Annotated in this window: 18 protein-coding genes; 8 read left to right on the top strand and 10 right to left on the bottom strand. The window is 63.4% G+C overall.

All coding sequences use genetic code 11. The features are described 5' to 3' along the window. Positions 1–107 precede the first annotated feature (107 nt). On the top strand, positions 108–698 hold the full coding sequence (locus tag ACODSP_RS08190) for an FMN-binding negative transcriptional regulator (protein WP_488965123.1): 591 nt from the start codon (positions 108–110) through the stop codon (positions 696–698). On the opposite strand, the gene ACODSP_RS08185 is transcribed toward ACODSP_RS08190, so the two are convergent. Beyond that, positions 699–1,334: a LysE family translocator gene (locus ACODSP_RS08185; RefSeq protein WP_488965122.1), complete on the bottom strand. Its 636-nt coding sequence runs from the start codon at positions 1,332–1,334 to the stop codon at positions 699–701. It lies immediately after the preceding gene. Between the two features lie 53 nt (positions 1,335–1,387). Continuing rightward, positions 1,388–2,287, bottom strand: a complete 900-nt coding sequence (gene serB, locus ACODSP_RS08180; RefSeq protein WP_488965209.1) for a phosphoserine phosphatase SerB — start codon at positions 2,285–2,287, stop codon at positions 1,388–1,390. Between the two features lie 213 nt (positions 2,288–2,500). Here serB and miaA point away from each other — a divergent pair, with 213 nt between their 5' ends. The 5 genes from miaA to ACODSP_RS08155 all read left to right on the top strand — a co-directional run bounded on the left by miaA (position 2,501) and on the right by ACODSP_RS08155 (position 8,081). Beyond that, complete coding sequence (gene miaA / locus ACODSP_RS08175; protein WP_488965121.1) at positions 2,501–3,481, top strand: tRNA (adenosine(37)-N6)-dimethylallyltransferase MiaA; 981 nt, start codon at positions 2,501–2,503, stop codon at positions 3,479–3,481. 100 nt (positions 3,482–3,581) lie between these two features. Further along, positions 3,582–5,348 (top strand): acetolactate synthase 3 large subunit, encoded by a 1,767-nt coding sequence (locus tag ACODSP_RS08170; protein WP_488965120.1) that lies wholly within the window; start codon positions 3,582–3,584, stop codon positions 5,346–5,348. Between the two features lie 57 nt (positions 5,349–5,405). Continuing rightward, positions 5,406–5,918 carry an acetolactate synthase small subunit gene (ilvN, locus tag ACODSP_RS08165; protein ID WP_488965119.1) on the top strand — a complete coding sequence of 171 codons (513 nt, stop codon included), beginning with the start codon at positions 5,406–5,408 and terminating at the stop codon, positions 5,916–5,918. Between the two features lie 85 nt (positions 5,919–6,003). Further along, positions 6,004–7,023, top strand: a complete 1,020-nt coding sequence (ilvC, locus tag ACODSP_RS08160; protein WP_488965118.1) for a ketol-acid reductoisomerase — start codon at positions 6,004–6,006, stop codon at positions 7,021–7,023. Between the two features lie 215 nt (positions 7,024–7,238). After that, complete coding sequence (locus ACODSP_RS08155; protein WP_488965117.1) at positions 7,239–8,081, top strand: hypothetical protein; 843 nt, start codon at positions 7,239–7,241, stop codon at positions 8,079–8,081. A gap of 98 nt (positions 8,082–8,179) precedes the next feature. On the opposite strand, the gene alr is transcribed toward ACODSP_RS08155, so the two are convergent. The 8 genes from alr to ACODSP_RS08115 form a co-directional block, all read right to left on the bottom strand. Beyond that, positions 8,180–9,325 (bottom strand): alanine racemase, encoded by a 1,146-nt coding sequence (gene alr / locus ACODSP_RS08150; protein ID WP_488965116.1) that lies wholly within the window; start codon positions 9,323–9,325, stop codon positions 8,180–8,182. Continuing rightward, positions 9,315–10,820 (bottom strand): replicative DNA helicase, encoded by a 1,506-nt coding sequence (locus tag ACODSP_RS08145; RefSeq protein WP_488965115.1) that lies wholly within the window; start codon positions 10,818–10,820, stop codon positions 9,315–9,317. The genes alr and ACODSP_RS08145 overlap by 11 nt, the downstream gene beginning before the upstream one ends. A 103-nt stretch (positions 10,821–10,923) precedes the next feature. Continuing rightward, complete coding sequence (locus ACODSP_RS08140) at positions 10,924–11,871, bottom strand: glycosyltransferase family 92 protein (protein WP_488965114.1); 948 nt, start codon at positions 11,869–11,871, stop codon at positions 10,924–10,926. A 254-nt stretch (positions 11,872–12,125) separates the two neighbouring features. After that, positions 12,126–12,683, bottom strand: coding sequence for a 50S ribosomal protein L9 (gene rplI / locus ACODSP_RS08135; protein WP_488965113.1), 558 nt, complete (start codon positions 12,681–12,683; stop codon positions 12,126–12,128). 15 nt (positions 12,684–12,698) lie between these two features. Continuing rightward, complete coding sequence (gene rpsR, locus ACODSP_RS08130; protein ID WP_054169616.1) at positions 12,699–12,980, bottom strand: 30S ribosomal protein S18; 282 nt, start codon at positions 12,978–12,980, stop codon at positions 12,699–12,701. Next, positions 12,977–13,444: a 30S ribosomal protein S6 gene (rpsF, locus tag ACODSP_RS08125; protein WP_488965112.1), complete on the bottom strand. Its 468-nt coding sequence runs from the start codon at positions 13,442–13,444 to the stop codon at positions 12,977–12,979. Before rpsF ends, rpsR begins: the two co-directional genes overlap by 4 nt. 197 nt (positions 13,445–13,641) lie before the next feature. Continuing rightward, complete coding sequence (locus ACODSP_RS08120) at positions 13,642–14,418, bottom strand: hypothetical protein (RefSeq protein WP_488965111.1); 777 nt, start codon at positions 14,416–14,418, stop codon at positions 13,642–13,644. Positions 14,419–14,498: 80 nt separating this feature from the next. Next, entirely contained in the window at positions 14,499–15,311 is an 813-nt protein-coding gene (locus tag ACODSP_RS08115; RefSeq protein ID WP_488965110.1) for a hypothetical protein, read from the bottom strand. 298 nt (positions 15,312–15,609) lie between these two features. On the opposite strand from ACODSP_RS08115, the gene fabD reads away from it, so the two are divergent. Together fabD and fabG are read left to right on the top strand one after the other, a co-directional pair. Then, positions 15,610–16,545, top strand: a complete 936-nt coding sequence (gene fabD, locus ACODSP_RS08110) for an ACP S-malonyltransferase (protein ID WP_488965109.1) — start codon at positions 15,610–15,612, stop codon at positions 16,543–16,545. A gap of 27 nt (positions 16,546–16,572) precedes the next feature. Then, positions 16,573–17,313, top strand: a complete 741-nt coding sequence (fabG, locus tag ACODSP_RS08105) for a 3-oxoacyl-[acyl-carrier-protein] reductase (protein ID WP_488965108.1) — start codon at positions 16,573–16,575, stop codon at positions 17,311–17,313. Positions 17,314–17,325: the final 12 nt, after the last annotated feature.

Here is a 17,325-nt window from a genome sequence, read left to right as displayed (position 1 = left end):
CTGCGGGCGCGACGGCGCGGATGCAACCTTGTCCTTATGACAAGACAATGAATGCGCAGGCACCGCACTTGCGTCAGGAAGAAAGGGCAGAACCCTGGATATGCCCGATGTACACGCCAACGCATTTCAAGATGGAAGAGAGCGACGCCCTCGTCCTCATCGAAACCCTGTCTTTCGCCACGCTGGTCAGCCTGGGGGAGGGTGGATTGCTGTCCACCCCGCTGCCCCTGTTGCTGGACCGCTCCGGTGATGGCCTCTGCCTGATCGGCCATGTCGCCCGCGCCAACCCACATTGGAAGCGGTTTGACCCCGCCGTACCGTCACTGGCCATTTTCCAGGGTGGGGACGGCTATGTCACCCCCGCCTGGTATGCGGAAAAGCAGAAGACAGGCAAGGTGGTGCCGACCTGGAACTATGTCAGCGTTCATGCCCATGGGCTGCTGCAGGTGGTGGAGGATGCGGCTGGCCTGCTGGACATCGTCACCCGTCTGACCAATCGGCATGAGGCGGGGCGGGAACGGGCATGGCAGGTTGGTGACGCGCCGGATGATTACATCGCCGCCATGCTGCGTGGCATCGTCGGCATCGTGCTGCATGTGGACCGGCTGGAAGCCAAGGCCAAGCTGTCCCAGAACAAGGATGAGCAGGACCGCGCCGCCATCCGCGCCGGTATGGCGGGCATCCTGGCCATCCCGTGATTATACCCGGCTCATGAAACCCAGACGGACGGCCAGGCCCAGGAACACGGTACCGGACAGGTAGTTCAACACCTTCGCCGCCATTGGGTTGCGGGCCAGATGCCGGCCCAGGCCACCGGCACCCGCACCCACGGCGGCATTCACGATGGTGCCGGAGATATTCATCAGCGTGCCCAGGACCAGGGCCTGCACCACGACGCTGCCGCGCGCGGGGTCGATGAATTGCGGCAGGAAGGCCAGGAAGAAGATGGCGACCTTGGGGTTCAGCATGTTGGTGACGGCCCCGCGCAGGAAGATGCGGCTGATATCCTTCTGCGTCACCTTCGTCCCATCGGCCACCGGCGGGGCCGCGCGGAAGGTGTTCCAGGCCAGCCAGACCAGATAGGCCGCCCCCGTCCAGCGCACGATTTCAAACAGCAGGGGTGAGGCCATCAGCAGCCCCGCCAGCCCGAAGGCCGCCGCCGCCGTATGCACCATGGCCCCAACGGCCACACCCAGCGACGCCGCAACCCCGGCCTTTGGCCCCCGATGCGCCCCACTGCCCAGGCAGAACAGCATGTCGGGGCCGGGCGTCAGGTTCAGCGCCAGGGCCGCGGCCATAAACAGCAGCAATGTTTCGATGGGGAAGTCGGGCATGGGCAGGGCACTCCATCACCGTGGATGTGCCTATGCTGCCGCTGGTGGCGGCCTTACGCCACCACGATTTCTTCAGCCCTGTATCCCTGAATATAGAGAAGGGCCGTCAGGTCGCCATGGTCGATGCGGGCGCGGGCCTGGGCCGCCACGCTGGGCTTGGCGTGATAGGCGACACCCATCCCGGCGGCCATCAGCATGGGCAAATCATTGGCCCCGTCACCCACGGTGATGCTGGCGGCCACCGGCACGCGGTGGGCGGACGTGATGCGGATCAGGGCCTGATGCTTGGCATCCTTGTCCAGGATCGGTTCGAACACCGTCCCGGCCAGCTTGCCATCCGCGACAATCAGGTCATTGGCCTGATCCTCGTCAAAGCCCAACTGTCCGCGCACATGGGCCGTGAAGGTCTTGAACCCGCCCGACACCAGGGCGCAATAGACGCCATGCTTCTTCAAGGTGGCGATCAGGGTGGATGCCCCCGGCATATAGGTGATGCGCCCGATCATCTGGGTCAGCACCCCGGCGTCCAGTCCCGCCAGCAGCGCCACGCGCTCCCGCAGCGCGCCCTTGAAGTCGATCTCGCCATTCATGGCGCGGTGGGTGATGGCAGCGATACGCTCGCGCGCGCCGACCAGATCGCCCAACTCATCCAGCATCTCCTGCTGGATGATGGTCGATTCCATATCGGCCACCAGAACCGACTTGCGCCGGCCTTCCACACCCTGCGCTACGATGTCCACCGGCTTACCGGCCAGCGCCTTGGCCACGGCGGCCTGCGCCTGATCGTCATTCAGCCCGTCAAAGCCGATATCGCAGGCAATACCCGGCACCAGCCAGTCCGCCGGCGCCGTCTGCGCCCCCAGATCGGCCAGGGCGGCACGGGCCAGCTTGGCGACGGCATCATCCAGCGTGAAGGCAGCCGGATCGGCGATCAGGGTCAAGACTTGGCGCAGCATCTTATATCCCGTCCAGATGGGGTGGTCGATTGTCGCCCTTATCGCCGCTGCCGGGCGGGAGCGCAATGGGGCCTGGACGGGGGGCGGGGGCTTGTCAAATGCGGGGCAACAAAGAATTGCCTGTCGCATGCGCTTCGCTTATGCGACCTACGATGGGCGGCCTGTTCGTAGGTCGCATAAGCGAAGCGCATGCGACAGACCCGGTTTCCGATGACACCAGTGACCCCCGCCGATCCCCGCCCCGTCCTTGTCATCGGCGGCCCCACCGCCTCGGGCAAGTCCGGGCTCGCGTTGGCGCTCGCCAAACGGGCCGGCGGGGTGGTGATCAATGGCGACAGCATGCAGGTCTATGCCGACCTGCGCGTGGTCACGGCCCGCCCGTCAGAGGCGGATGAGGCGCAAGCCCCACATATATTATATGGCATCGTCCCCGCATCAGTGCGGATGAGCGCGGCGCGTTGGCGCGAACTGGCGCTGGCGGAGATTGACCGGGCGCACGGGGCAGGGGCGCTGCCCATCGTGGTCGGCGGCACCGGCCTTTATCTACGCTCCCTGATGTACGGCCTGTCCGATATCCCCGATATCCCGGCGGACGTGCGTCAGGCTGCTATGGATCTGCAGGCGGAAATCGGCAGCCCCGAACTGCATGCCCGGCTGGCGGCGTTGGACCCGGTGACCGCTGCCCGCCTGCACCCGACCGACAGCCAGCGCCTGATCCGCGCCTGGGAGGTGATCCAGGCTACAGGCCGGTCGATTAGCGACTGGCAGGCAGCACCCCCCACCGATGTGCCCACACACCTGTCCTTCACCACATTGGTCGTGGAGCCGCCGCGACCGCGGCTTTACGCGCAATGTGACCAGCGGTTCCTGATCATGCTGGAACAGGGGGCGGAGGAAGAGGTAGCTGCCCTTATGGCCCAGGGCCTCGATCCGGCCCTGCCGGCCATGAAGGCTCTGGGCGTGCCGGAGATCGCCGCCATGCTGTCCGGTGCGATGGACCGGGATGCCGCGACCGAAAAGGCCCAGCAACTGACCCGCAATTATGCCAAGCGGCAATTGACATGGTTTCGTAATCAGATGCCTGCCGCAGTGCGGTTGGATTCGACGGAACTTGCATCTGACACAGCGTTCACGAAATTTTATGACCGGATCATGACAGGCATGACTAAGATCATTGCCAAAATGGGTTGACCACCTTTCCGGTTCCGTCTAGGGTGCCGCCACGTCGCCTTTCGCCCCTGCGAGATGCGGCGTTTTTCAACCCTGTTGGAACTGTTTGAAAGCGTCTGCCATGTCTTCGGGAACCATCCTCTCCGGTGCGGAAATCGTCATCAAGGCCCTTCGGGACCAAGGTGTAGATACGATCTTCGGCTATCCGGGCGGGGCGGTACTACCCATCTATGACGCTTTGTTCAAGCAGAACCAGATCAAGCACATCCTGGTCCGCCACGAACAGGCCGCCGTTCATGCCGCAGAGGGCTATGCCCGTTCGTCAGGCAAGGTCGGTGTCGTTCTGGTCACGTCCGGCCCCGGCGCCACCAATGCCGTCACCGGCTTGGTCGATGCGCTGATGGACAGCATTCCGATCGTCTGCCTGACGGGACAGGTGCCGACGCACCTGATCGGCAATGACGCGTTCCAGGAATGCGACACGACCGGCATCACGCGGCCCGCGACCAAGCACAATTATCTGGTCAAGGACGTCAACAATCTGGCCCGCACGCTGCATGAAGCGTTCTATGTGGCCAAGAATGGCCGTCCCGGCCCCGTCGTCATCGACATCCCCAAGGATGTGCAGTTCGCCGACGGCACCTATCGCACGCCGGGCGAAAGCCAGCCCAAGAGCTACCGCCCACAGGTGAAGCCCGACCTGAACAAGGTCGAGGAGGCGGTGGAGCTGCTGGCCAATGCCAAGCGTCCCATCTTCTATGTTGGTGGCGGCGTCATCAATGCCGGCCCGGTGGCCAGCCAGTTGCTGACGCAACTGGTGCGCATGACGGGCTATCCCTGCACCACCACCCTGATGGGTCTGGGCGCCTATCCGGCGCATGATCAGCAGTGGCTGGGCATGCTGGGCATGCACGGCACCTACGAGGCCAATCTGGCCATGCATGGCTGTGACCTGATGGTCTGCGTCGGCGCCCGTTTCGATGACCGCGTCACCGGCAAGGTCAGCGAATTCAGCCCGAATTCGAAGAAGATCCATATCGATATCGACCCGTCGAACATCAACAAGAATGTTCGCGTCGATCTGCCCATCGTCGGCGACGCGGCCTATGTCCTGGAAGACATGATCCGCATCTGGAAGGCCCGCAACAAGCGCGCCGATCAGGCCGCGCTGAAATCCTGGTGGGACCAGATCACCGTCTGGCGGTCCAAGGATTGCCTGAAATACGAGAAGACCGACAAGGTCATCAAGCCGCAATATGCGCTGGAGCGTCTGCGTGCCGCTGTTCAGGGCCGCGACGATGTGTTCATCAGCACGGAAGTGGGCCAGCATCAGATGTGGGCCGCACAGTTCCTGCCCTTCAACAAGCCGAACCGTTGGCTGACCTCGGGCGGGCTGGGTACCATGGGCTATGGCCTGCCCGCCGCCATCGGTGCGCAGATCGCCAATCCTGGCGCGCTCTGCATCGATGTCGCCGGTGAGGCGTCGATCCAGATGAACATCCAGGAAATGTCGACGGCCCTGCAATACCGTCTGCCGGTCAAGGTCTTCATCCTGAACAATCAGTGGATGGGCATGGTCCGGCAGTGGCAGGAATTGCTGCATGGCTCCCGCTATTCCGAAAGCTATTCGGAGGCTCTGCCCGACTTCGTTAAGCTGGCGGACGCCTTCGGCGGCGTGGGCCTGCGCGCCACCAAGGTGTCGGAAGTGGACGACGTCATCGCCGAGATGATCGCTACGCCGCGCGCCGTCATCGTCGATATGTGCGTGGACCAGAAGGAAAACTGCTTCCCCATGATCCCCGGTGGCAAGGCGCATAATGAAATGCTGCTGGGTCCTGCGGACAAGGTTTCCGAAGCCACGCCGGAGGAGGGGATGGTGCTGGTGTAAGCCAGCCGTCCCAGCCCCTTCGCCCGATAAAGACCAGATTTCCCGGAGCCTCGCCCCGTGACCCAAGATACCAGCATCCGCCGCCACACCATCTCCGTGCTCGTCGATAACGAGCCGGGCGTGCTGGCGCGCGTCATCGGCCTGTTTTCCGGCCGTGGTTACAATATCGAAAGCCTGACCGTTGCGGAGATCGATGCAGGTGACAGCCTGTCCCGCATCACAATCGTCACCTCTGGCACGCCCATGATCATCGAACAGATCAAGGTGCAGCTGGATCGCCTGGTCCCTGTGCACAAGGTCAAGGATCTGACCCTGGAAGGCCCGTTCATTGAGCGGGAGATGGCCCTGGTCAAGGTCGTGGCCAATGGCGAGAAGCGGGTGGAGAGCCTGCGCATCGGTGATGTGTTCAAGGCCCGCGTCGTTGACGCCACCATCAATAGTTTCGTCTTCGAAATCACCGGCACTGCCGATGACCTGAACCGCTTCATCGATCTGATGCAGCAGTTGGGCGAGGTTGATATCAGCCGCACCGGGGCCGCTGCCCTGTCGCGTGGCACCTCGACCCTGTAAGATCAGTTCAAGTTTACCCCAATGCCGGCATCCCGCACCGGGGGCCGGACCTGACCACAGCAGAGCAGAACGAAGGAACATTCCCATGCGCGTCTATTACGATCGCGACGCCGACGTCAACCTGATCAAGGGCAAGAAGGTGGCCATCGTCGGCTATGGCAGCCAGGGCCACGCCCACGCCCAGAATCTGCGCGACAGCGGCGTAACCGACGTGATCATCGCGCTGAAGGCCAATTCGCCGACCCGCGCCAAGGCCGAAGCCGCCGGCTTCAAGTGCGTCACCCCGGCGGAGGCTGCTGCCACCGCCGACGTGATCATGATCCTGACGCCGGACGAGCATCAGGCCGACCTGTACAATAACGAGATCGGCCCGAACCTGAAGCAGGGTTCCGCCATCGCGTTCGCCCACGGCCTGAACGTGCATTTCCGCCTGATCGAGCCGCGCCCGGATACGGACGTGTTCATGATCGCCCCGAAGGGCCCCGGCCACACGGTGCGCGGTGAATATAAGAAGGGCGGCGGCGTTCCCTGCCTGGTCGCCGTTCATCAGAACGCCTCGGGCAACGCCTTCGACGTCGCCCTGTCCTATGCTTCCGCCGTTGGCGGTGGCCGTTCGGGCATCATCGAGACGACCTTCAAGGAAGAGTGCGAAACCGACCTGTTCGGTGAGCAGGCTGTCCTGTGCGGCGGCCTGACCAAGCTGATCCAGGCCGGCTTCGAGACCCTGACCGAGGCTGGTTACGCCCCGGAAATGGCCTATTTCGAGTGCCTGCACGAAGTGAAGCTGATCGTGGACCTGATCTACGAAGGCGGCATCGCCAACATGCGCTACTCCATCTCCAACACGGCCGAATATGGTGACTATGTCACCGGTCCGCGCATCGTGACGGACGAGACCAAGGCCGAGATGAAGCGCGTTCTGACCGACATTCAGTCGGGCCGCTTCGTCCGCGACTGGATGCTGGAGAACAAGGCCGGCACCCCGTCCTTCAAGGCCACCCGCCGCATCGAGGCCGAGCATCCGATCGAGGAAGTGGGTGCCAAGCTGCGCGCCATGATGCCCTGGATCTCCGCCAACAAGCTGGTGGACAAGTCCAAGAACTAAGTTTTTCATAAGCTTAGTTATGCTGATGCCGCCCGGTAGAGCAATCTGCCGGGCGGTTTCCGTTCTGGCGCCTACCACTAAAGATACAATTTTATCGACTTGCCCGTATCACGCGAGTGTCTTACCCTTTGGGTGGATCAAAATGATCGCCTTTGGGGGAGCCCATGATCTCGCTAAACGCGAGTCCGCTCTTCAGCGCCACGAATTCCATGGCGATGAAGACGGCTATCGACCGCCATGTCGATAAGGCGGTCGAGGAACGATTCCAAAAGACCAACGACCCGCAATATCAGGGCCGGTCGCAGCAAGACATCTATAAGCGCCTGATGGAAATCGGCGTTACCGGCGGCGGGTTCGAGGAAGCCGCCAAAAGCGCTGCGCGCGTTGAAGAACTGGGCAAATACATGGATCAGGCCCGGTCGGAGATCGACCGCAAGGCCGCCAATGAGAAACTGACCCAATCCAAGCGCCGCATGGGCGAGCTGGAGCAGGAGGCGCGTCAGGCCGCCGCGCGCGGTGATGCCCGCAAGCTGGCGCAGATCGCGCGCGAAGCCACCGGCATGACCCGTAAACTGGCCGAAGAGGCTAAGGGCCTGGTGGAGGGACGCAATGTCGACCCCGCCGAACGCGCCGCCGCCATCGCCCGGGGTGAACCCGATCCCGCCAAGCCGGCGGAGGCGCAGCCCGGCATGACCGCCGGTGGCGTTCCCGTCTCCTATGCCCGCGCCTATGTGCAGGAGGTCCGTGATTTTGCGGGTCGCGCCCGCACCCTGCTGACCCAGGCAGAAGCCAACAAGGGCAATACCCTGTGGATGAGCGAGGAGGAGAAGCAGAAGTTCGAGGAAAGTCTGAAGGCGTCGCGCGATGATCTGGCGGCGGCGGGCGAAACCCTGGAACGGCTGAACGGCACCCTGGAAACCATCGATCCCGGCGGGGCGGCGGACGCCGCCAGCACCAGCGCCGGGACAGTGATGGATGTCACCTACACCAACACCTATACCGAAACGCTGACCATCGCCATCCAGACCACGGAATCGTTCGTGTCGATCACGGCATAACGTGTTCAGGCGTAGGTCAGGTCGAGCCGCAGGCGAGCCCTGACAGCATTGGTTTGAAAGCCTTTTCTGTCAGGGTTCGGCTTACGCCTCAACCTGACCTACGCCAATTCCGGGTCGTTCAGATAAAGCCGGTGATACCGCGATCCCAATCGCGTCAGCACCTCATACCCGATGGTGCCGGCCTCTTTGGCGACCTGATCGACATCGCGGTGCGGGCCGATAATCTCTGCCCAGCCACCGACCTGCACCAGCCCGTCGGGCACCCCCGTGACATCGGCGGTCAGCAGGTCCATCGACACCCGCCCGATCAGGGGGGCGGCATGGCCTGCCACCATGGCAACACCCTTGCCGGCCAGCGACCAGGGATAGCCATCGGCATAACCCATGCCGAGCGCCGCCACTTTGCCCGGCATCGCCACGCGGTGGGTCGCGTCATACCCGACCGTGTCGGGTGGGGCGACATCGCGAATTTGCAGGATACGGGCCAGCAGCCGGATGACGGGCCGCATCGGATTGGGTGCCCAAGGGGCGGGGTTGGGGCCGTAAAGCCCAATACCGGGTCGCACCAGATCGAAATGATAATCGGCCCCGTGGAAGATACCGGCAGAGTTCGACAGGCTGACCGACGCCTTTGGCAGCCGGGCCAACGCCGCCCGCACCTGCCGCAACTGTTCCGCCGTGAAGGGATTGGACGGATCATCGGCACAGGCCAGATGGCTCATCCAGGCCTGCAAATCGATGCCATCCAGCAGTCCGGCTGGATCATTGCATAACCGATCCAATTCAGCGGGTGGCAGGCCTAAACGGTTCATTCCGGTATCGATATGAATAAAGGCGGGCAGTTTGCGCCCCAACTTGCGGGCATGGGCGCCCCACCGTTCAATCTCGCACAGGCTGCTGAGCACCGGCACCAGACCGCGCGCCGACAGCTCTGCCTCCGTACCGGCGGGCACGCCATGCAGGACCAGGGTGCGGGATTGGGGCAGGGCGGTCTTTACCCGCACCCCTGCCTCGATATCAGCGACGAAGAAGCTGCGGGCGCCCGCCTGCCACAGGGCCGACGCGACGGCGACATCGCCCAGGCCATAGCCATTGGCCTTCACCACGGCAGCGCATTCCGCCCCCGGTGCCCGGGCCGCCATGGAACGCCAATTGGCGACCAGGGCGGCCAGATCAATGACCAGCACGGCACCAACGCGGGCCGCCTCGGGGCTGTTCAACAGCCCCGTCAGATCACTCGTCATACGATCCGCCGCCATGCTGCGTGTCGAGATCACCGAAGCGGGTGTAATTGCCGTCGAAATACAGGCGCACGGTGCCGACGGGACCATGGCGCTGTTTGCCGATGATCACATCGGCGGTGTTATGAACCTGGGCCAGCCGGTCCTGCCATTGTGCGTAACGGTCATTGTACTTGTCTTCCGACTCGTCGGGGCGACGGCCCGGCTCCGCACGTTCCAGATAATATTGCTCACGGAACACGAACATGACGACGTCGGAATCCTGCTCGATGGAGCCGGATTCACGCAAATCCGACAGCTGCGGGCGTTTATCTTCCCGGTTTTCCACCGAACGCGACAGCTGCGACAGGGCGATGACGGGCAGGTGCAGTTCCTTGGCGATGGCCTTCAGGCCGCGCGTGATCTCTGAGATTTCCTGCACACGGTTCTGCTCGCCCCGGTTCGACCCGCCGCCGCGCAGCAGCTGCAAATAGTCGACCACCACAAGGCCAAGCCCATGGGTGCGCTTCAGCCGGCGGGCGCGGGTGCGCACGGCGGTGATGGTCAGGGCCGGCGTGTCGTCCACGAAGAAGGGCACGCGCGCCAGATACTGGCTGGCCTCCACGAATTTCGGGAAATCGGTGGCCGTGATCTCGCCACGGCGGATCTTGTCGCCCGACACCTCCGCCTGATCGGCCAGGATACGCAGCGCCAGCTGTTCCGCCGACATTTCCAGCGAGAAGAAACCGACCGGCGCCCCTTCCTTGCCGCCCGACAGCATATAGGCCTTGGCGGCATTGAAGGCGATATTGGTGGCCAGCGCCGTCTTACCCATTGAGGGGCGTCCGGCAAGGATCAACAGATCGGAGGGATGCAGGCCGCCCAACTTGGCGTCCAGATCGCGCAGGCCGGAGGTGACGCCTGTGACATGGCTGGAGCGGCGGAAGGCGGCCTCGGCGCTGGCGATGGCGGCGGTCAGCGCCCGGTCAAAGGGGATGAAATCGCCCTTGATGTCGCCGGTGGCTGCCAGCTCGAACAGCTTCTTTTCTGCATCCTCGATCTGGTCGTTGGCCACGATGTCGATATCGTGCTTGTAAGCCTGATTGACCATATCCTCGCCGACTTCGATCAACTGCCGGCGCAGATAGGCGTCGTGGATAATCCGCCCGTAATCCTCCAGATTATGGACGGTGACGATGGCGGCAGCCAGGCGTGCCAGATATTCCGGCCCGCCAATTTCCGACAGGTCGCGGTCCTGCTCGAAATAGGCTTTCAGGGTGATCGGGTTCGCCACCTGACCCCGGTCGATCATCTTCAGGACGGCCTGATAGATCTTCTGGTTGGCCGGGTCGAAGAAATGCTCAGGCCGCAGGAATTCGCCAACCTTTTCAAAGGCCTTGTTGTTCACAAGGATGGCGCCCAGCACCGTCTGCTCCGCCTCCTCATTATGGGGCGGCGTGCGGTAGGCAACGGGGGCGGCGCCGGCAAAGCCGGACGGGTCGATCAGCTTGGTATCCATGGCGGCGGCATTCTAGCCACCTGTTTTGTCGGCGTCACCTGATCAGGCGGGTACGCGGCCCTATTGGCTGGGGATGAAACCTGTGGATAAGCTGTGGGTATCTTCAGCGTGGGTCGGAGAGCAGCCGGGCCGCATGATCGCGCACGGTCGCCGCCCACATGGTCAATCGCCGATCCTCAGCGTCATTCAGGTCTTGACGCTTGAAATACTCGGCTTCAATCGCCCCCTGGGGATGGCGGCTGCCCAGCGTTGCGTTGCCCTTGGCGCGTTTGCGCTCAAACTCGGTCCGGGACTTTACTGAATAGTGGTTGAGCTGACTGTATCGATGGGAGATCGGGTCGCTGAAGGCCAAGTTCCGGGGGGTGAACGCAATCCCACAATCATTCACGTAGCTGTACCCAGGCCGTAACAGTCCGGCATGAACGGCCATCCTGTCCAGGGCGACCGTGCGCGCTAAGGTCTTGATATGGGCATGACCGGGAAACGCCGCTTCTGCGCAGCGGGTAAAACGTTCAATCACCAGCCGTCCATCCGGCTCAATCTGCCCCGCTGACCCGAAATAGCGCCAGTGGAGACCGATGGCCCCGATATCCGGGCTGGGGAAGCGATCCAGAAACCGGGTGAGGTGACCATCTTCGGGTAGCAGCAGGAATTCATCGGCATCGATGAACAGCATCCAGTCCGCCCGGTCACCAAACCGGGACAAGGCGTCATTATAGGCGCTGATTTGGGGGCCGAGCGCGCCAAGGCTGCCCCATGACGCCGTGCGCGGATCAGGAACCGCATCCAGCAGCCGCAGCATGCCGCCATAGCTCAGCCACTGGGGCGGCGGGCGGTCGGGCCAATCGATATGGGTGACAAGGCCGGCGGCAGCCAGCCGGTCCAGCAGCGCCGTTGTGCCATCACGGCTGTCATTATTGTAAATGTAAAAATGCTCAACACCGATCAGGTGGTGATAGGCAACCCATTCCGCCAGACTGTCAGCTTCGTCCCGGACAATGGCGCAGAGATGGATCGGACCGGTTGGCGACACGGGCAGGGGAAATGGCACGCGAGGTTCACTCCAGCCTGTAGGATCAAGGTCAGGATTTATCGATACTGTCAAAAGATGCCGATCATCATGATCCAAGCCATCATGATCTTCCTATCACGGATATCCTGATTGCCGACCAGTCTGCCTTTGTTCCGGCGGGGCTAAATCGGCCACCACCCTGGCCAAAAGAAAAAGGGCGGTCCCCCGAAAGGAACCGCCCTCTATCGCTACCTGGAGTGCCGGATGTTTCCATCCGGCGTCCGGGGCCTTGATCAGGCCTCGGTCTCCTCGGTGGCTTCGGTCTCTTCGACCGTCTCGTCTTCGTCCTCGTCCTGGTCGTTACCGACGACCATACCACCACGGGCGGCCTGGACGGCGGCTTCTTCGACCGAACGAGCCACGTTCACGGTGACGCTCACGGCCACTTCCGGGTGCAGGACAACCTTGACCTTGAACAGGCCCAGGGTCTTGATCGGATCGGCAATGGCGACCTGAGCGCGAGCGATCGTGGTGCCGGTTGCGGTCACGGCCTCGGCGATATCGCGCGAGCTGACCGAACCGTACAGCACGCCGGACTCGGCGGCCTGACGAACGACGACGACGGCAACGCCATCGACCTTCTTGGCCACAACCTCGGCTTCTTTCTTCAGTTCCAGATTGCGCGCTTCGATCTGCGCCTTCTGGCCTTCGAAATAGGCGAGGTTTTCCTTGGTTGCACGGAGGGCCTTCTTCTTCGGCAGCAGGAAGTTACGGGCATAGCCCGGCTTCACCTTGACCACCTGACCAAGCTGACCCAGCTTTTCGACGCGTTCCAGCAGAATGACGTCCATGTCTTTTCTCCTGGCTTACTTGACGACGTAGGGCAGAAGAGCCAGGAAGCGGGCGCGCTTGATAGCACGGGCCAGCTCACGCTGCTTCTTCGCCGAAACGGCGGTGATACGGGACGGGACGATCTTGCCACGCTCGGAGATGAACCGGGACAGCAGCTTGATGTCCTTGTAATCGATCACCGGCGCGTTCGGGCCGGAGAACGGGCAGGTCTTCCGGCGACGGAAGAACGGACGACGGCCACCGCCGGAGCGGGGAGCGCCACCCGTGGGAGCGCCCTGGGGACGTTCGGTGGTCATGCGCGATCTCCTTCACCTTCAACGGCGGCGTCACGACGCGGGCCACGGCTGAAGCCGCCCTCGCGCGGACCACGGTCGCCGAATTCACGACGCGGGCCACGGTCGCCGAAGCCACCGCGGGGGCCACGCTCCGCGCGCTCGCCCTTGTTGGCGAGCATGGCGGTCTGGCCTTCTTCGATCTTCTCGACCTTGACGGTCATGACGCGCAGCACGTCTTCGTTGATCGACAGGTTACGCTCCATTTCGGCAACGGCCGCCGCAGTGGCGTCCAGGCCGAGATAGACGTAATGACCCTTGCGGTTCTTCTTGATCCGGTAGGTCAGGGTCTTCAGACCCCACTGCTCGGTCTTGACGACGGAGCCGCCCTGTTCCTTCAGGATGTTGCTGAAGGTCTCGGTCAGGGTTTCAACCTGAGTCGAGGAGATGTCCTGACGGAAAATCAGGATGGTTTCATACAGTGCCATATAACTCCCCATGGCTATTGATGGTCCGCCGCTGTGGCCAGAACAGGTTCTGGATCAGCCGCACGGTCCTAGCCGGCGCCTTGGCAAAGCACCGGCGGGGTTTCGGAAGGCGCGCACTATACAGAATGGGCGGCCACACGCAAGGCCCGGTGCGGCCAAGGCCCGGCATGGGCGGGGTGACCCCGCCGCATGGGGTGCTAAAGGCTTGCCGCCATGCCTGGCAGCAGATTGCTCAACGCCTCGCGGTGAAGCTGCTGTGACGCCGGTGTCTTCAGCGTCTGCGCGATGCGGGTAACCACGGGCTGCGGCATGGCCTGTGAACAGGCGAACCAGAAACCCAGTTCCGGCAGTTCGGCCACGATACGCAGGGGCAGGGCCTTGATCTCCGGCGTGTTCATCGAACCACCGATCAGCATCCCGAAACGCAGCGTGCCATCCACCACCATATGGGCCAACTGCCGCTGGTCGTCGACGGCAATATGCCGGATGTTCCGGTTCTCCAGGACGGTACGGTAGATGCCGCTGGGCGCCCCCAGCTTGCCATCCGCCAGCCGCAGAAAGTCGGAAAGGTTACCGCCGAACAGGTCATCCTGCCGTCCCACGAACACCATCCGGTCCCGCTTCACCTCTATCAGCCAATGCACATCCTTTTCCCGGACGGGCAGCCGTGCATAGCCAAGCGAGCATCCGTCAGGCTGCCGCATCACCTCGTCCAGTCGCTGGTCATTGGTCAGCGCCCGCAGCGACAGATGGATTCGCGCCTTCTCCGCGATATGGGCCAGCCAACGGCCCAGGGCGGGGCGGGGTGTGCCCATTGCGTCCACTGTGGTTGGCGCGATGGAGATCATCACGGACACCGGGGGATCGTCGTCGGCGCCATAATCGGCGATTTCACCGGCCACCGCACACACGGGCGCCACCAGCATGACGATGCCGACGCACAGGAACCGGACGATGCGGTTAAGGGTCGCCATGCAGCACCCCGTTGAACGATAGGCCGCCACTATACGTCACCTGCGGTTGCCGGCAAAGACCGCTTGTCCCAGCGTCGTGGCTACTGTGTGGGCGGTCCGTCATTGTTGAACGGTGCCTCTTGGCTGGGCTGCTGCGCATCGCCAAGGGCCACCCGGCGCAGCGCCTCCGCCTCCGTCCCCCGCAGCACCTGGGCAAGACGAAGGGTCAGGCTGGCCGGCAGTTCGCGGCTGCAGGTGAACCAATATTCCAGCGGCTCCATTTCCGCGAGGGTGCGCAGCCCCAACGGTCGGATGTCGGGCGACTCCAATGTGCCGGCCAGGACGATGCCAAATCGGATGCGGCCCAGTGCCACCATCCGGGCCAGCGCACGCTGATCGTCCACCGGCGCGTAACGCACACCCTGCTTTTCCAGAATGGGGCGGTAAAGGCCGGATGGTGCGGCGATGCGGTTGTCGGCCTCCCGCAGCAGGTCGGCCATCCCGCCCTGGAACGGATCACCGCTCTGCGCGATGAAGATCACCCGGTCACGGCGGATCACGCTCAGCCAGTTTGTCAGCTTTTCCCGCTCCGGAAGGCGCGCCATGCCCAGGGTGCAACTGTCGGGATATCGGGTGATTTCCGCCAGACGCCGGTCGAAACTGCCGGGCTGCATGCGTATCCGCATGCCGCTGCGGTCCGCGACATGGGTCAGCCAGCGGCGCACCGGCGGCAGCAATTCCTGATGTTCATCCACCAGCAGCGGGGTCAGCGGCACCATCAGGGTAATGCGCGGCGCCCCTGCCGGTCCGATCTCCTCATCCAGGGCCTTTGCGGGCATCCAGATACAGGCCAGGGCCAGCGACAGCGCCAGGATGGGCAGCAACAGGAGAGGGCGACGACGCGGGCTTGCCATGGGGCGGGTCCCGACTTGTGGTTGGTTGATAGTGTAGGCCCATTGCCTCTCGCCGCAAAGGACACTCATGGAGTCGAGCGGTACCATCCAGAACCGCATTCCAGCATAGGGAAAGGGCCAATGGTGCAAACAACAGCGCGAAGTGGATATGGTCCGGCGCTGTCAGTATTTCCATCGGCTTAGTGTCACCTTCCGTAATCGTTACGGGCTTCTGCGCCTGTTCTGCGGGACCGGATGGCTTGACAGGGCCATTTGCCGCTGTATCAAGGCCGCACATGATTTATTGCAGGATCTATCTATGACCCGCGCTTTCGTCTTTCCCGGTCAGGGCAGCCAGGCCGTCGGCATGGGCCGTGAGCTGGCCGAGCGGTTCGCCATCGCCCGCGATACCTTTGCCGAAGTGGATGAGGCCTTGGGCCAGAAGCTCTCGGCCCTGATGTTCGACGGGCCCGGTGACGACCTGACCCTGACGGAGAATGCCCAGCCGGCCTTGATGGCGGTGTCGGTCGCCGTCACCCGGGTGTTGCAGGCGGAGAAGGGTCTGGATCTGTCCAAGGCCGCCTTTGTTGCGGGCCACAGCCTGGGTGAATATTCGGCCCTGTGTGCCGCCGGCGCCATCAGCCTGGCCGACACGGCCCGCTTGCTGAAGCTGCGGGGACGTTCGATGCAGAAGGCGGTACCGGTGGGCGTCGGTGCCATGGCCGCCATCCTGGGCGCCGACCTGGACGCCGCCCGCGAGATCGCGGCCGAAGCGGCCCAGGGTCAGGTCTGTACCGCCGCCAACGACAATGCCCCCGGTCAGGTGGTGGTTTCGGGCCACAAAGAGGCTGTCGAACGCGCCATCAAGATCGCGGCGGAACGCGGGTTCAAGCGCGCCATGCTGCTGCCTGTGTCCGCCCCCTTCCATTGCCCGCTGATGCAGCCCGCCGCCGATGCCATGGCAGAGGCACTGGCCGGCACCGCCATCGTGTCGCCGGTGGCCCCGCTGGTCGCCAATGTCATCGCGTCCGCCGTCACCGACCCGGAGACGATCCGCCGCCTGCTGGTGGAACAGGTCACGGGTGCTGTGCGTTGGCGCGAAAGCGTGCTGTTCATGAAGGAACAGGGCGTCACGGAACTGGTGGAACTGGGCGCCGGCAAGGTTCTGGCCGGTCTGGCCAAGCGCATCGACAAGGAACTGGTCGCCAGTTCCGTCGGTCTGCCCGCCGATATCGACGCGTTCTCCCTGGCCTGATCCGCTTTTCATATCTGGAGGTTTTCCATGTTCGACCTTAGCGGCAAGACGGCCCTGGTCACGGGTGCATCGGGCGGCATTGGTGCCGCCATCGCCCGCACCCTGCATGCCAAGGGCGCCAAGGTTGCCCTGCACGGCACCAAGGTGGAGGCGCTGGACGCGCTGGCCGCCGAACTGGGTGGGAATGCCGTCGTGGTGCCCGCCAACCTGTCCGATCCGGCACAGGTGGAGGAACTGTTCAAGAAGGCCGAGGCGGCACTGGGCGGCACAATCGACATCCTGGTCAACAATGCCGGCCTGACGCGCGATGGTCTGATTCTTCGCATGAAGGACGACGACTGGGACAGTGTCATCAATGTCAACCTGACTGCCGGCTTCCGCCTGTCGCGCGCCGCCGTGAAGGGCATGATGAAGCGCCGCTGGGGCCGCATCATCGGCATCACCTCAGTGGTCGGTGTCACCGGCAATCCCGGTCAGGTGAATTATGCTGCCTCCAAGGCCGGCATGATCGGTATGTCCAAGGCGCTGGCCCATGAAGTGGCGACGCGCGGCATCACCGTGAATACGGTAGCGCCCGGCATGATCGCCACCGCCATGACCGATGTCCTGAACGATGCCCAGAAGGAAGCGATGAACAGCCGTATCCCGGCTGGCCGTCTGGGCACCCCCGACGATATCGCCGCCGCCGTGCTGTATCTGGCCTCCAACGAGTCCTCTTATGTCACGGGCCAGACGCTGCATGTGAATGGCGGCATGGCGATGATCTGATGCGGGTGGTGC

It is taken from the genome of Niveispirillum sp. FG156 (assembly GCF_057809555.1).
Note: the sequence above shows the minus strand (reverse complement) of the source record. Positions and strands in the feature narration are given on the sequence as shown.

Excerpts from the sequence above, each read along its gene's own strand:
- ACODSP_RS08190 (WP_488965123.1), top strand. The coding sequence starts at position 108 with ATGTACACGCCAACGCATTTCAAGATGGAAGAGAGCGACGCCCTCGTC.
- ACODSP_RS08185 (WP_488965122.1), bottom strand. The coding sequence starts at position 1,334 with ATGCCCGACTTCCCCATCGAAACATTGCTGCTGTTTATGGCCGCGGCC.
- miaA (WP_488965121.1), top strand. The coding sequence starts at position 2,501 with ATGACACCAGTGACCCCCGCCGATCCCCGCCCCGTCCTTGTCATCGGC.
- ACODSP_RS08170 (WP_488965120.1), top strand. The coding sequence starts at position 3,582 with ATGTCTTCGGGAACCATCCTCTCCGGTGCGGAAATCGTCATCAAGGCC.
- ilvC (WP_488965118.1), top strand. The coding sequence starts at position 6,004 with ATGCGCGTCTATTACGATCGCGACGCCGACGTCAACCTGATCAAGGGC.
- ACODSP_RS08155 (WP_488965117.1), top strand. The coding sequence starts at position 7,239 with ATGAAGACGGCTATCGACCGCCATGTCGATAAGGCGGTCGAGGAACGA.
- alr (WP_488965116.1), bottom strand. The coding sequence starts at position 9,325 with ATGACGAGTGATCTGACGGGGCTGTTGAACAGCCCCGAGGCGGCCCGC.
- ACODSP_RS08145 (WP_488965115.1), bottom strand. The coding sequence starts at position 10,820 with ATGGATACCAAGCTGATCGACCCGTCCGGCTTTGCCGGCGCCGCCCCC.
- rplI (WP_488965113.1), bottom strand. The coding sequence starts at position 12,683 with ATGGACGTCATTCTGCTGGAACGCGTCGAAAAGCTGGGTCAGCTTGGT.
- rpsR (WP_054169616.1), bottom strand. The coding sequence starts at position 12,980 with ATGACCACCGAACGTCCCCAGGGCGCTCCCACGGGTGGCGCTCCCCGC.
- rpsF (WP_488965112.1), bottom strand. The coding sequence starts at position 13,444 with ATGGCACTGTATGAAACCATCCTGATTTTCCGTCAGGACATCTCCTCG.
- ACODSP_RS08120 (WP_488965111.1), bottom strand. The coding sequence starts at position 14,418 with ATGGCGACCCTTAACCGCATCGTCCGGTTCCTGTGCGTCGGCATCGTC.
- ACODSP_RS08115 (WP_488965110.1), bottom strand. The coding sequence starts at position 15,311 with ATGGCAAGCCCGCGTCGTCGCCCTCTCCTGTTGCTGCCCATCCTGGCG.
- fabD (WP_488965109.1), top strand. The coding sequence starts at position 15,610 with ATGACCCGCGCTTTCGTCTTTCCCGGTCAGGGCAGCCAGGCCGTCGGC.
- fabG (WP_488965108.1), top strand. The coding sequence starts at position 16,573 with ATGTTCGACCTTAGCGGCAAGACGGCCCTGGTCACGGGTGCATCGGGC.